The 14,458-nt window shown below is 67.1% G+C and carries 9 protein-coding genes; 8 read left to right on the top strand and 1 reads right to left on the bottom strand.

Going from position 1 to position 14,458, the window contains the following annotated elements; translation table 11 throughout:
• The 3 genes from A5773_RS08685 (at position 1) to rplL (ending at position 2,216) form a co-directional block, all read left to right on the top strand.
• The gene (locus A5773_RS08685) at positions 1-909 is read left to right on the top strand and encodes an ROK family protein (protein ID WP_066951976.1); all 909 of its coding nucleotides are present in this window, start codon (positions 1-3) and stop codon (positions 907-909) included.
• A gap of 266 nt (positions 910-1,175) precedes the next feature.
• Complete coding sequence (gene rplJ, locus A5773_RS08680) at positions 1,176-1,790, top strand: 50S ribosomal protein L10 (protein WP_067261507.1); 615 nt, start codon at positions 1,176-1,178, stop codon at positions 1,788-1,790.
• 33 nt (positions 1,791-1,823) lie between these two features.
• Complete coding sequence (rplL, locus tag A5773_RS08675) at positions 1,824-2,216, top strand: 50S ribosomal protein L7/L12 (protein WP_066951972.1); 393 nt, start codon at positions 1,824-1,826, stop codon at positions 2,214-2,216.
• Positions 2,217-2,272: 56 nt separating this feature from the next.
• On the opposite strand, the gene A5773_RS08670 is transcribed toward rplL, so the two are convergent.
• Positions 2,273-2,965 carry a TetR/AcrR family transcriptional regulator gene (locus tag A5773_RS08670; protein WP_066952055.1) on the bottom strand — a complete coding sequence of 231 codons (693 nt, stop codon included), beginning with the start codon at positions 2,963-2,965 and terminating at the stop codon, positions 2,273-2,275.
• A 71-nt stretch (positions 2,966-3,036) separates the two neighbouring features.
• On the opposite strand from A5773_RS08670, the gene A5773_RS08665 reads away from it, so the two are divergent.
• From A5773_RS08665 to A5773_RS08645, 5 genes are all read left to right on the top strand, one after another.
• A complete protein-coding gene (locus A5773_RS08665; RefSeq protein ID WP_066951971.1) occupies positions 3,037-4,530 on the top strand; it encodes a carotenoid oxygenase family protein in 1,494 nt (497 codons plus the stop codon).
• A gap of 169 nt (positions 4,531-4,699) precedes the next feature.
• Positions 4,700-5,710, top strand: a complete 1,011-nt coding sequence (locus A5773_RS08660) for an ABC transporter ATP-binding protein (RefSeq protein WP_066951969.1) — start codon at positions 4,700-4,702, stop codon at positions 5,708-5,710.
• 393 nt (positions 5,711-6,103) lie between these two features.
• Positions 6,104-9,625: a DNA-directed RNA polymerase subunit beta gene (locus A5773_RS08655; protein ID WP_156659432.1), complete on the top strand. Its 3,522-nt coding sequence runs from the start codon at positions 6,104-6,106 to the stop codon at positions 9,623-9,625.
• A 41-nt stretch (positions 9,626-9,666) separates the two neighbouring features.
• Positions 9,667-13,614: a DNA-directed RNA polymerase subunit beta' gene (locus A5773_RS08650; protein WP_066951966.1), complete on the top strand. Its 3,948-nt coding sequence runs from the start codon at positions 9,667-9,669 to the stop codon at positions 13,612-13,614.
• A 184-nt stretch (positions 13,615-13,798) separates the two neighbouring features.
• Positions 13,799-14,446: a dihydrofolate reductase family protein gene (locus A5773_RS08645; protein WP_066951965.1), complete on the top strand. Its 648-nt coding sequence runs from the start codon at positions 13,799-13,801 to the stop codon at positions 14,444-14,446.
• Positions 14,447-14,458 lie beyond the last annotated feature (12 nt).

Raw genomic sequence — 14,458 nt, 5'->3', positions numbered from 1 at the left:
ATGCTCACCCTTTGTCTGGACATCGGCGGCACCAAGATCGCCGCCGGCCTCGTCGATCCCGATGGCGCGCTGGTGCACACCGTCATCCGGCCCACGCCGGCCGGCGGCGGAGCGGACGAGGTCTGGGCGGCGGTCGACGCGGCCATCGCCGACGCGCTGCGCGCGGCCGACGGTGCGGTCGCCGCCGTGGGCATCGGTTCAGCCGGCCCCATCGACCTGCGCCGCGGAACCGTCAGCCCCATCAACATCAAGGGCTGGCAAGGCTTTCCGCTGCGCGACAGGGTGGCCGCCGCCGTGCCGGGTGTGCCGGTACGGCTCGGCGGCGACGGGTTGTGCATGGCGCTGGGTGAGCATTGGCGCGGCGCGGGTCGCGGCGCCGATTTCCTGCTGGGCATGGTGGTGTCCACCGGTGTGGGCGGCGGATTGGTGCTCGGCGGCGTCCCCTACACCGGCCGCACCGGCAATGCCGGCCACGTCGGGCACGTGGTGGTGGAGGACGAGGGGCCGCCCTGCGTGTGCGGCGGTCGCGGCTGCGTCGAGACCATCGCGTCCGGACCGTCGATGGTGCGTTGGGCGCGGGCAAACGGTTGGTCCGCGCCGCCCGCCGCCGGCGCCCGGGACCTGGCCGCCGCGGCGGCGGCGGGTGAGGCCGTCGCCACTCGGGCGTTCCGCCGGGGAGCTACCGCGCTCGCGGCGATGATCGCCTCGGTCGGCGCGGTCTGCGACCTGGATATCGTCGTCATCGGGGGAGGAGTCGCGAACTCCGGCCGGCTGCTCTTCGACCCCTTGCGGGCGAAGCTGGCCGAGTACGCCAGGCTGGACTTCCTGGTCGGTCTGCGGGTGGTGCCCGCCGAACTCGGCGGTGCGGCCGGACTGGTCGGCGCCGCCCGGCTGGCGGCCCTCGGCTGACCGCCCCGGCCGTCTTAAGGCCCCGTTTTGGCTGACGGGGGCGGGTCAGGCTATCCTGATGGCCGATCCACCGAAGACCGTCGGTCACCGAGAAATCGGTTGAAGGTCCGGGAGCATCCCGGCGGCCCACGCAGGAGGACGAGGCAACAACGCCGGCACGCGCCGGCGTCTTTCACGCCCCGGCCGCATCCTGCGCCGGGGCGTACTTCGTTCTAAGGGTGAATCACAGACGACACGTCGGATCGCTTTCACTTCAGGAGGTACGCATGGCCAGGGCTGACAAAGCCACCGCCGTTGCAGACATCGCCGAGCAGTTCAGGGAGGCGACCGCGACCCTGATCACCGAGTACCGCGGTTTGACCGTGGCCAACCTGGCCGACCTGCGCCGGTCGCTGAGCGGATCGGCCACCTACTCGGTGGCCAAGAACACGCTGATCAAGCGCGCGGCGTCGGAAGCCGGCGTGGAAGGTCTCGACGAACTGTTCGCCGGGCCCACCGCCATCGCGTTCGTTACCGGGGAACCGGTCGACGCGGCCAAGGCGATCAAGACCTTCGCCAAGGACAACAAGGCGCTGGTCATCAAGGGCGGCTACATGGACGGCCGCGCGTTGACCGTCGCCGAGGTCGAGCGCATCGCCGACCTGGAGTCGCGCGAGGTGCTGCTGGCCAAGCTGGCCGGCGCGATGAAGGGCAACCTCGCCAAGGCCGCCGGCCTGTTCAACGCGCCCGCCTCGCAGGTTGCCCGCCTCGCGGCCGCCCTGCAGGAAAAGAAGGCGGCAGAAGCGCCTGCGCAGGCGGCAGAGGCGCCTGCGGCGGCCGCCCCAGAACCAGCTTCGGAAGCACCCACTGAGGCTCCGGAAACCCCGGCCGAAGCCGAATAACCCCAACCGGAAATTAGGAAGGACCCACACACCATGGCGAAAATGTCTACCGACGACCTGCTCGACGCCTTCAAGGAAATGACCCTGCTGGAGCTCTCCGACTTCGTCAAGAAGTTCGAGGAGACCTTCGAGGTCACCGCGGCCGCCCCGGTCGCCGTCGCCGCGGCCGGCCCGGCCGCCGGTGGCGCCCCCGCCGAGGCCGCCGAGGAGCAGTCCGAGTTCGACGTCATCCTCGAGGCCGCCGGCGACAAGAAGATCGGTGTCATCAAGGTGGTCCGCGAGATCGTCTCCGGCCTGGGCCTCAAGGAGGCCAAGGACCTGGTCGACGGCGCGCCCAAGCCGCTGCTGGAGAAGGTCGCCAAGGAGGCCGCAGAGGAGGCCAAGACCAAGCTCGAGGCCGCCGGCGCCACCGTCACCGTCAAGTAGCTCCACTCGCAAAACCCCCGGGACCGCGCTGCGGCGCCCCCGGGGGTTTCGTGTGCTCAGCCCGCCGACCGCAGGGATTGCGCCACCCGTTCTGGTGAATCACCCAGCGCCACAAACAGTTTCAACGTCATTTCGTCCATCACCGGCACGACGGCGGCGCCGTCGTCGCCGTAGAAGCCGGCCAGTTCGAGCATGACGAATCCGTGAAGCAACGCCCAGAACTGGGCGGCTGTGGAAACGACGGTCGCGTCGTCGGCTGCGGAACCAACGGTGATTCGCCCCGCCCGCACCGACCGCTGCACTGCGCGAACCACATGCGCGAAGCTGGGAACGTGCCGCTCGATCTCGGCGACCGTGAGGGCCAGGACGTTGCCCGCCGGGGCATGGATGCCATGAGCGCTGGTACTGCCGAACATCAGGCGATACATGTGCGGTCGCTCGATCGCATAGCGCCGGTACGCGGCGCCGAGAGCGAACACATCGGCGACCGGGTCGGCCGTCTCCGGCACGGTCAGCGCGGCGTCGAACTGCCGCAGCCCCTCCGCGGCCACCTCGGCGATCAGGCCCCGCATCCCGCCGAAATGGGTGTACACCGCCATCGTCGACGTCCCCGCCGCGCCGGCGACCTTGCGGGTCTGCAGGGCGTCGGGCCCATGCTCGTTCAGCAGGTCGACGGCCGCGGACAGCATCTCGTCCCGGACACTGCGTTGCCCGGCCGGCGTGGTGCCCGAAGTCGCTTGTGAAGTCATCGTTGCCATCTTCCCATCCGCGGCGTACGTTACCTATAACAGCGTCATATCGATGTTATAGGAGCTCAGCGATGACGTCAGTGCAAACCGCCGAAACCCGGAATCCCTATCTGGAGGGCTTGCTGGCGCCGGTGCGCGCCGAAGTGACCGCCACCGACCTGCCGGTCACGGGGCACATCCCGGAGCACCTCGACGGACGCTATCTGCGCAACGGACCCAACCCGGCCGAGGAGGTCGACCCCGCCACCTATCACTGGTTCAGCGGCGACGGGATGGTGCACGGCGTCGCGCTGCGCGACGGGAAAGCCCAGTGGTACCGCAACCGCTGGGTACGCAGCCTGTCGGTGTGCGGCGCCCTGGGCGAGCCGACGCCGCGCCGGCTCGACCCCCGGGCGGGGATGCTCTCGCTGGGCGCCAACACCAACGTCCTGGCCCACGCCGGGCGCACGCTGGCTCTGGTCGAGGGCGGTGTGGCCAACTACGAGCTGACCAACGAGCTGGACACCATCGGGACCTGCGACTTCGACGGCACCCTGGCCGGCGGCTACACCGCCCACCCGCACCGCGATCCGCGCACCGGCGAATTGCACGCCGTCTCTTACTCGTTCGCCCGCGGGCGGACCGTGCAGTATTCGGTGATCGACACCCAGGGGCGCGCGCGCCGCACGGTGGACATCGAGGTGTCGGGGTCGCCGATGATGCACGACTTCTCGCTGACCGACTCCTACGTCGTCGTCTACGACCTGCCGGTGACGTTCGACCCGATGCAGGTGCTGCCGGCGGCCATGCCCCGCTGGCTCGGCCTGCCGGCCCGGCTGGTGATGCAGTCGCTGATCGGGCGCGTACGGGTGCCGAGCCCGATCAGCGCGATGATGAACCGGAACCCGAAGCACTCCGACCGGATGCCGTACGCCTGGGACCCCGACTACCCGGCGCGCATCGGGGTCATGCCGCGCGAGGGCGCAAACTCCGACATCCGCTGGTTCGACATCGAACCCTGCTACGTCTACCACCCACTCAACGCCTACTCCGAGATGCGGGACGGGACCGAGATTTTGGTGCTCGACGTGGTGCGGTACGCGCGAATGTTCGACCGCGACCGGCGCGGGCCCGGCGAATCCCCGCCGACCCTCGAACGCTGGACCATCAACCTCGCGAGCGGCGCGGTGAGCACCGAATGCCGCGACGACCGGCCGCAGGAATTCCCGCGGATCAACGAGACGCTGCTGGGCCGGGAACACCGCTTCGGCTACACCGTCGGCGCGTCCTTCCAGGGCGCCGCGCCGGCACTGTACAAGCACGACTACGCGACCGGGGGCAGCGTCGTCGCGCCGCTCGATCCGGACCTTTTGCTCGGCGAGATGTCCTTTGTGCCCAACCCCGGCGCCGGCACGACAAAACGAGCCGAGGACGACGGCATTCTGCTGGGCTACGGCTATCACCGCGGCCGCGACGAAGGCCAGTTGGTCTTGCTGGACGCCGCGACGCTCGAGCCGGTGGCTACCGTGCACCTGCCGCAGCGGGTGCCGATGGGCTTCCACGGCAACTGGGCGCCCACTGGCTAACGTGAGTTGAATAGCACGCCCGGCGCCGAGCGCGGCCGGATCTCAGGTCAGCCAATTTTTGTCGGCTGTGCCGCGCAACCCTGATGCCGTGCAGCAAGCGTGCGCTACAGTGACTCATGCCACATAAAAGGGCAGGTGGCGGGCATGCGCGTCGACGGAAGGATCTCTGATGGGTGTCGCTATTGAGGTGAACGGCCTCACGAAGTCCTTCGGGTCGTCGAGGATTTGGGAAGACGTGACGCTGGAGATCCCCGCCGGGGAGGTCAGCGTCCTGCTGGGGCCGTCGGGTACCGGCAAATCGGTGTTCCTGAAGTCCCTGATCGGTCTGCTGCGGCCGGAGCGCGGCTCGGTCGTGATCGACGGCACCGACATCCTGCAGTGCTCGGCCAAGGAGCTCTACGAGATCCGCACGCTGTTCGGCGTCATGTTCCAGGACGGCGCGCTGTTCGGTTCGATGAACCTGTTCGACAACGCCGCCTTCCCGCTGCGCGAGCACACCAAGAAGAAGGAAGGCGAGATCCGTGACATCGTCATGGAGAAGCTGACCCTGGTGGGTCTGGGCGGCGACGAGAAGAAGTTCCCCGGCGAGATCTCGGGTGGTATGCGCAAGCGCGCCAGCCTGGCCCGCGCCCTGGTGATGGACCCGCAGATCATCCTTTGCGACGAGCCCGACTCGGGTCTGGACCCGGTTCGCACCGCCTACCTGAGCCAGCTGATCCTCGACATCAACGCCCAAATCGACGCCACCGTCCTGATCGTCACGCACAACATCAACATCGCCCGCACCGTGCCGGACAACATGGGCATGCTTTTCCGGCGCAAGCTGGTCATGTTCGGCCCGCGCGAGGTGCTGCTGACCAGCGACGAGCCGGTCGTGCGGCAGTTCCTCAACGGCCGCCGCATCGGGCCGATCGGCATGTCCGAGGAAAAGGACGAGTCGACCATGGCCGAGGAGCAGGCCGCCCTCGAGGCCGGCCAGCACGCCGGCGGTGTCGAGGAGATCGAGGGAGTGCCCCCGCAGATCGTCGCCTCGCCGGGTATGCCGGAGCGCAAGGCCGTCGCCCGCCGCCAGGCCCGGGTGCGCGAGATTCTGCACACCCTGCCGCAGAAGGCGCAGGCCGCGATCATCGACGACATGGAGGGCACCCACAAGTACCGCGCGCACGAAGTCGGCGACTAAAGACCCGGTCCGAGTTTTCGCGATAACTTCGCGTAACTCCCCGGCCCGCCCTCTTGACGACGAGCCGTAAACCGGCCAGTCTGTTGGGCAGCATGTATCCAGTGGAAAGTCGAGATGCCAGCCAGCGCCGATGTCCCTGGATCGCTTGTGCTGGACAGTTGAGGAATGCGCCGCCCTGCGCTATTGTTGGACGTTGCGCTGGCTACCTCCTGCCCACCTCACCCGCCACTTGACAACGTGGTCTAAGCCTGAGCCCCCTCTAGCGGCTTGGTTCTTTAGTTGTGCGCGTGAGATTCGGACAGATCGTTCGCCGGCCAAACCGACACAATTCGCGGCGAACAGACCGGTGGTTCCGGTTCTCGTGAGTCGCACGAGGTGCTGGAAGGATGCATCTTGGCTGATTCCCGCCAGAGCAAAACGGATCGCCCACAAAGTTCCTCTAATGGAAGTTCCTTAAACGGCTCCGTACCCGGAGCGCCTAACCGAGTTTCTTTCGCCAAGCTCCGCGAACCGCTCGAGGTTCCCGGCCTGCTCGACGTGCAGATCGACTCCTTCGAGTGGTTGATCGGCTCGCCCCGTTGGCGCGAGGCCGCGGCCGCCCGCGGCGACGTCAAGCCGGTGGGTGGTCTCGAGGAAGTGCTCGACGAGCTCTCCCCGATCGAGGACTTCTCCGGCTCGATGTCGCTGTCGTTCTCCGACCCCCGCTTCGACGAGGTCAAGGCGCCGGTCGACGAGTGCAAAGACAAGGACATGACGTACGCGGCTCCGCTGTTCGTCACGGCCGAGTTCATCAACAACAACACCGGCGAGATCAAGAGCCAGACGGTGTTCATGGGTGACTTCCCGATGATGACCGAGAAGGGCACCTTCATCATCAACGGGACCGAGCGCGTGGTCGTCAGCCAGCTGGTCCGTTCGCCCGGCGTGTACTTCGACGAGAGCATCGACAAGTCCACCGAGAAGCTGCTGCACAGCGTCAAGGTGATCCCCAGCCGCGGCGCGTGGCTGGAGTTCGACGTCGACAAGCGCGACACCGTCGGCGTGCGCATCGACCGCAAGCGGCGCCAGCCCGTCACCGTGCTGCTCAAGGCGCTCGGGTGGACTAACGAGCGGATCCACGAGCGGTTCGGCTTCTCCGAGATCATGATGGGCACGCTGGAGAAGGACAACACCGCCGGCACCGACGAGGCGCTGCTGGACATCTACCGCAAGCTGCGTCCGGGCGAGCCGCCGACCAAGGAGTCCGCGCAGACGCTGCTGGAGAACCTGTTCTTCAAGGAGAAGCGCTACGACCTGGCCCGCGTCGGCCGCTACAAGGTCAACAAGAAGTTGGGCCTGCACGCCGGTGAGCCGATCACGTCGTCGACGCTGACCGAGGAAGACGTCGTCGCCACCATCGAGTACCTGGTTCGCCTGCACCACGCCCGCACGGATGGCCAGGCCGCCGTCATGACGGTCCCGGGTGGCATCGAGGTGCCGGTGGAAACCGACGACATCGACCACTTCGGCAACCGCCGGCTGCGTACCGTCGGCGAGTTGATCCAGAACCAGATCCGGGTCGGCATGTCCCGGATGGAGCGGGTCGTCCGCGAGCGGATGACCACGCAGGACGTCGAGGCGATCACGCCGCAGACGCTGATCAACATCCGGCCGGTGGTCGCCGCCATCAAGGAGTTCTTCGGCACCAGCCAGCTCTCCCAGTTCATGGACCAGAACAACCCGCTGTCGGGTCTCACCCACAAGCGCCGGTTGTCGGCGCTGGGCCCCGGTGGTCTGTCCCGTGAGCGGGCCGGGCTGGAGGTCCGCGACGTGCACCCGTCGCACTACGGCCGGATGTGCCCGATCGAGACCCCCGAGGGTCCCAACATCGGTCTGATCGGCTCGCTGTCGGTGTACGCGCGGGTCAACCCGTTCGGCTTCATCGAGACGCCCTACCGCAAGGTGGTCGACGGTGTGGTCACCGACGAGATCCACTATCTGACCGCCGACGAGGAGGACCGCCACGTCGTGGCGCAGGCCAACTCGCCGATCGACGACAGCGGCCGGTTCGAAGAGTCGCGCGTGCTGGTGCGCCGCAAGGCGGGCGAGGTCGAGTACGTGCCGTCGTCCGAGGTGGACTACATGGACGTCTCGCCGCGCCAGATGGTGTCGGTGGCCACGGCCATGATCCCGTTCCTCGAGCACGACGACGCCAACCGTGCCCTGATGGGCGCCAACATGCAGCGCCAGGCGGTTCCGCTGGTGCGCAGCGAGGCGCCGCTGGTGGGCACCGGCATGGAGCTGCGCGCCGCGATCGACGCCGGCGACGTCGTCGTCGCGGACAAGGCCGGGGTGATCGAGGAGGTCTCCGCCGACTACATCACCGTGATGGCCGACGACGGCACCCGGCACACCTACCGGATGCGCAAGTTCGAGCGCTCCAACCACGGGACGTGCGCCAACCAGTCGCCGATCGTGGACGCCGGGGACCGGGTCGAGGCCGGCCAGGTCATCGCCGACGGCCCCTGCACCGAGAACGGCGAGATGGCCCTGGGCAAGAACCTGCTCGTGGCGATCATGCCGTGGGAGGGCCACAACTACGAGGACGCGATCATCCTCTCCAACCGCCTGGTCGAAGAGGACGTGCTCACCTCGATCCACATCGAGGAGCACGAGATCGATGCCCGCGACACCAAGCTGGGCGCCGAGGAGATCACCCGGGACATCCCGAACGTCTCCGACGAGGTGCTGGCTGACCTCGACGAGCGCGGCATCGTCCGCATCGGCGCCGAGGTCCGCGACGGCGACATCCTGGTCGGCAAGGTCACCCCGAAGGGGGAGACCGAGCTGACCCCGGAGGAGCGGCTGCTGCGGGCGATCTTCGGTGAGAAGGCCCGTGAGGTCCGTGACACTTCGCTGAAGGTGCCGCACGGCGAGTCCGGCAAGGTCATCGGCATTCGGGTGTTCTCCCGCGAGGACGACGACGAGCTGCCCGCCGGTGTCAACGAGCTGGTGCGCGTCTACGTGGCCCAGAAGCGGAAGATCTCCGACGGCGACAAGCTCGCCGGCCGGCACGGCAACAAGGGCGTGATCGGCAAGATCCTGCCCGTCGAGGACATGCCGTTCCTGCCGGACGGCACGCCGGTGGACATCATCTTGAACACCCACGGTGTGCCGCGACGGATGAACATCGGCCAGATCCTGGAAACCCACCTCGGGTGGGTGGCCAAGTCCGGCTGGAACATCGAGGGTTCGCCCGATTGGGCCGCCAACCTGCCCAAGGAGCTGCAGAGCGCGGAGCCCAACGCCATCGTGTCGACGCCGGTGTTCGACGGCGCCCGGGAGGCGGAGCTGCAGGGGCTGCTGTCCTGCACGCTGCCCAACCGGGACAACGAGGTGATGGTGAACGGCGACGGCAAGGCGGTGCTCTTCGACGGCCGCAGCGGTGAGCCGTTCCCGTACCCGGTGACGGTGGGCTTCATGTACATCATGAAGCTGCACCACCTGGTGGACGACAAGATCCACGCCCGCTCCACCGGTCCGTACTCGATGATCACCCAGCAGCCGCTGGGTGGTAAGGCGCAGTTCGGTGGCCAGCGGTTCGGTGAGATGGAGTGCTGGGCCATGCAGGCCTACGGCGCCGCGTACACGCTGCAGGAGCTGTTGACCATCAAGTCCGACGACACGGTCGGCCGGGTCAAGGTGTACGAGGCGATCGTCAAGGGCGAGAACATCCCCGAGCCGGGCATCCCCGAGTCGTTCAAGGTGCTGCTCAAGGAGCTGCAGTCGCTGTGTCTGAACGTCGAGGTGCTCTCGTCGGACGGCGCAGCGATCGAATTGCGCGAAGGCGAGGACGAGGACCTCGAGCGGGCTGCGGCCAACTTGGGAATCAACTTGTCGCGCAACGAATCCGCCTCCGTTGAGGACCTGGCTTAATCACTTTTAGTTACTAAACCCGCAAGGGGAAAGGGAGTTACGTGCTCGACGTCAACTTCTTCGATGAACTCCGTATCGGCCTGGCCACCGCGGAGGACATCAGGCAATGGTCTTACGGCGAGGTCAAGAAGCCGGAGACAATCAACTACCGCACGCTGAAGCCTGAGAAGGACGGCCTGTTCTGCGAGAAGATCTTCGGACCGACTCGCGACTGGGAGTGCTACTGCGGCAAGTACAAGCGCGTCCGCTTCAAGGGCATCATCTGCGAGCGCTGCGGCGTCGAGGTGACCCGCGCCAAGGTCCGCCGCGAGCGGATGGGCCACATTGAGCTGGCCGCACCCGTCACGCACATCTGGTACTTCAAGGGTGTGCCGAGCCGGCTCGGCTACCTGCTCGACCTGGCCCCGAAGGATCTCGAGAAGATCATCTACTTCGCGGCGTACGTGATCACGTCGGTCGACGACGAGATGCGGCACAACGAGCTGTCCACGCTCGAGGCGGAAATGATGGTGGAGCGCAAGGCCGTTGAGGACCAGCGCGACGCCGACCTGGAGGCCCGCGCGCAGAAGCTCGAGGCCGACCTGGCCGAGCTGGAGGCCGAGGGCGCCAAGGCCGACGCCCGCCGCAAGGTTCGCGACGGCGGCGAGCGGGAGATGCGCCAGCTTCGGGACCGGGCCCAGCGTGAGCTGGACCGGCTGGAGGACATCTGGAGCACCTTCACCAAACTGGCCCCCAAGCAGCTGATCGTCGACGAGAACCTCTACCGGGAGCTCGTCGACCGTTACGGTGAATACTTCACCGGCGCCATGGGCGCGGAGTCGATCCAGAAGCTGATCGAGAACTTCGACATCGACGCCGAGGCCGACATCCTGCGTGACGTCATCCGAAACGGTAAGGGGCAGAAGAAACTTCGTGCGCTCAAGCGCCTGAAGGTGGTCGCGGCCTTCCAACAGTCGGGCAACTCGCCGATGGGCATGGTGCTCGACGCGGTGCCGGTCATCCCGCCGGAGCTGCGTCCGATGGTGCAGCTCGACGGTGGCCGGTTCGCCACCAGCGACCTGAATGACCTGTACCGCCGCGTGATCAACCGCAACAACCGCCTCAAGAGGCTGATCGACCTCGGTGCGCCCGAGATCATCGTCAACAACGAGAAGCGGATGCTGCAGGAGTCCGTCGACGCGCTGTTCGACAACGGTCGCCGCGGCCGCCCGGTCACCGGGCCGGGCAACCGTCCGCTGAAGTCGCTGAGCGATCTGCTCAAGGGTAAGCAGGGCCGGTTCCGCCAGAACCTGCTCGGTAAGCGTGTCGACTACTCGGGCCGTTCGGTCATCGTGGTCGGCCCGCAGCTCAAGCTCCACCAGTGCGGTCTGCCCAAGCTGATGGCGCTGGAGCTGTTCAAGCCGTTCGTGATGAAGCGGCTCGTCGACCTCAACCATGCGCAGAACATCAAGAGCGCCAAGCGCATGGTGGAGCGGCAGCGTCCCCAGGTGTGGGACGTCCTCGAAGAGGTCATCGCCGAGCACCCGGTGCTGCTGAACCGCGCACCCACCCTGCACCGGCTGGGCATCCAGGCCTTCGAGCCGATGCTGGTGGAAGGCAAGGCGATTCAGCTGCACCCGTTGGTGTGTGAGGCGTTCAACGCCGACTTCGACGGTGACCAGATGGCGGTGCACCTGCCGCTGAGCGCGGAGGCGCAGGCCGAGGCGCGCATCCTGATGCTGTCCAGTAACAACATCCTGTCGCCCGCGTCCGGGCGTCCGCTGGCCATGCCGCGGCTGGACATGGTGACCGGCCTGTACTTCCTCACCACCGAGGTCGACGGCGACAAGGGCGAATTCCGGGCGGCCGCAAAGGATCAGCCGGAGGTCGGCGTGTACTCCTCGCCGGCCGAGGCGATCATGGCCGCCGACCGCGGCGTGCTCTCGGTGCGGGCCAAGATCAAGGTGCGACTGACGCAGCTGCGTCCGCCCGCCGAGATCGAAGCGGAGCTGTTCCCCAACGGTTGGCAGCCGGGCGACTCCTGGATGGCCGAGACCACGCTGGGCCGGGTGCTGTTCAACGAGCTGCTGCCGGTGGCTTACCCGTTCGTGAACAAGCAGATGCACAAGAAGGTGCAGGCCGCCATCATCAACGACCTCGCCGAGCGCTACCCGATGATCGTGGTCGCGCAGACCGTGGACAAGCTGAAGGACGCCGGTTTCTACTGGGCGACCCGCAGCGGTGTCACGGTCTCGATGGCCGACGTGTTGGTGCCGCCCCGCAAGAAGGAGATCCTCGACCAGTACGAGGAGCGGGCCGAGAAGGTCGAAAAGCAGTTCCAGCGCGGCGCTTTGAACCACGACGAGCGCAACGAGGCACTGGTGGAGATCTGGAAGGAAGCCACCGACGAGGTCGGTCAGGCGCTCCGCGAGCACTACCCTGCCGACAACCCGATCATCACGATCGTCGACTCGGGTGCCACGGGTAACTTCACCCAGACCCGAACGCTGGCCGGCATGAAGGGCCTGGTGACCAACCCGAAGGGTGAGTTCATCCCGCGTCCGGTCAAGTCGTCGTTCCGCGAGGGCCTGACCGTGCTGGAGTACTTCATCAACACGCACGGTGCTCGAAAGGGCCTGGCGGACACCGCGTTGCGTACCGCCGACTCGGGTTACCTGACCCGTCGTCTGGTGGACGTCAGCCAGGACGTCATCGTCCGCGAGCACGACTGCGAGACCGAGCGCGGCATCCTCGTCGAGCTGGCCGAGCGTCAGCCCGACGGCACCCTGATCCGCGACCCGTACATCGAAACCTCGGCGTACGCACGGACTCTGGGCGCCGACGCGGTCGACGAGGCCGGCAACGTCGTCGTGCGCCGCGGTGAAGACCTGGGTGACCCGGAGATCGACGCCCTGCTGGCGGCCGGCATCACGCAGGTCAAGGTGCGCTCGGTGCTGACGTGTACCACCGGCACCGGCGTGTGCGCGACCTGCTACGGGCGGTCCATGGCCACCGGAAAACTGGTCGACATCGGCGAGGCCGTCGGTATCGTCGCCGCCCAGTCCATCGGTGAGCCCGGCACGCAGCTGACCATGCGTACCTTCCACCAGGGTGGTGTCGGTGAGGACATCACCGGCGGTCTGCCCCGGGTGCAGGAGCTGTTCGAGGCCCGCGTCCCGCGCGGCAAGGCCCCGATCGCCGACCTGACCGGGCGGATCCGCCTCGAGGAGGGTGAGCGCTTCTACAAGATCACCGTCATTCCCGACGACGGGAGCGAGGAGGTCGTCTACGACAAGCTCTCCAAGCGGCAGCGGTTGCGGGTGTTCAAACACGACGACGGTTCCGAGCGGGTGCTTTCCGACGGCGACCACGTCGAGGTGGGCCAGCAGCTGATGGAGGGCTCGGCCGACCCGCACGAGGTGCTGCGCGTGCAGGGCCCCCGCGAGGTGCAGATCCACCTGGTCCGCGAGGTCCAGGAGGTCTACCGGGCTCAGGGTGTGTCGATCCACGACAAGCACATCGAGGTGATCGTGCGCCAGATGCTGCGCCGCGTCACCATCATCGACTCGGGCGCGACGGAGTTCCTGCCCGGGTCGCTGATCGATCGTGCGGAGTTCGAGGCGGAGAACCGCCGGGTGGTGGCCGAGGGCGGCGAGCCCGCCGCCGGACGTCCGGTGCTGATGGGTATCACGAAGGCGAGCCTCGCCACGGACTCGTGGCTGAGCGCGGCGTCCTTCCAGGAGACCACGCGCGTGCTGACCGATGCGGCGATCAACTGCCGCAGCGACAAGCTGCAGGGTCTGAAGGAGAACGTGATCATCGGAAAGCTGATCCCGGCCGGTACCGGTATCAACCGGTACCGCAACATCCAGGTGCAGCCGACCGAGGAGGCTCGGGCCGCCGCGTACACGATCCCGTCCTACGAGGATCAGTACTACAGCCCGGACTTCGGCCAGGCCACCGGTGCCGCGGTGCCGCTGGACGACTACGGCTACAGCGACTACCGCTAGTTCGACGAGAAAGAGCTCCCGCCCAGTGCGGGGGCTCTTTTCTTGTTCGCGAGCAGATATTGCATGAATCTGGCTGCGCCGGCGCGATTTCGTGTCTGCTCGTCAGTCGAAGCGGCCAACGGCGATGAGTTCCGCCATCGGTCCAGGTCTACCTATTGACCGTAGAAGACCTCAGGAGGAATGCGTGGCCCAACTGCTCAGAGTCCAGAATTTCATGTTGTCGCGTGATGGGTTCGGCGCCGGGCTCAACCAGTGCTTCGAGCGCCCGTTCGGCGACGCCGACCAAGGTGCCCTGTTCGCCTGGGCCGGCGCGACCGCGAGTTGGGTGGGCCGCAGCGAGCCCGGCGGGAATCGCGGCCTCGACGACTACTTCATCCGCGACTTCACCAACAACATCGGCGCGGAGATCATGGGTCGCAACAAGTTCAGCCCGTACCGCGGCCGATGGCAGGACCACCCCGACTGGCAGGGGTGGTGGGGTGACGAGCCGCCGTTCCATACCCCGGTGTTCGTCATGACGCACTATGACCGCCCGCCGTTGGCACTGTCGGACACGACATTTCACTTCGTCTCGGGAGATCCGATGAGCGTCCTGGAGCAGGCGAAGCTCGCCGCCGGCGGCAAGGATGTCCGGCTCGGCGGTGGCGCGAGCACCGTGCGCCGATTTCTGGACGCGGGCGTCGTCGACGCTCTTCACGTTGCGGTCGCGGATGTGGAGATCGGCGCCGGATCGCGCCTCTGGGAGTCCCCTGAAGAGCTCGAGGACAGGTTCCACCACGAGGTCGTGCCCAGCGCCAGTGGGGTCACGCATCACTTGTTCTGGCGGCGATGACGGCCGCTCGCC

It is taken from the genome of Mycobacterium sp. 852014-52450_SCH5900713 (genome assembly GCF_001667075.1).
GTDB lineage: Bacteria > Actinomycetota > Actinomycetes > Mycobacteriales > Mycobacteriaceae > Mycobacterium.
Note: the sequence above shows the minus strand (reverse complement) of the source record. Positions and strands in the feature narration are given on the sequence as shown.

Excerpts from the sequence above, each read along its gene's own strand:
- A5773_RS08685 (WP_066951976.1), top strand. The coding sequence starts at position 1 with ATGCTCACCCTTTGTCTGGACATCGGCGGCACCAAGATCGCCGCCGGC.
- rplJ (WP_067261507.1), top strand. The coding sequence starts at position 1,176 with ATGGCCAGGGCTGACAAAGCCACCGCCGTTGCAGACATCGCCGAGCAG.
- rplL (WP_066951972.1), top strand. The coding sequence starts at position 1,824 with ATGGCGAAAATGTCTACCGACGACCTGCTCGACGCCTTCAAGGAAATG.
- A5773_RS08670 (WP_066952055.1), bottom strand. The coding sequence starts at position 2,965 with ATGACTTCACAAGCGACTTCGGGCACCACGCCGGCCGGGCAACGCAGT.
- A5773_RS08665 (WP_066951971.1), top strand. The coding sequence starts at position 3,037 with ATGACGTCAGTGCAAACCGCCGAAACCCGGAATCCCTATCTGGAGGGC.
- A5773_RS08660 (WP_066951969.1), top strand. The coding sequence starts at position 4,700 with ATGGGTGTCGCTATTGAGGTGAACGGCCTCACGAAGTCCTTCGGGTCG.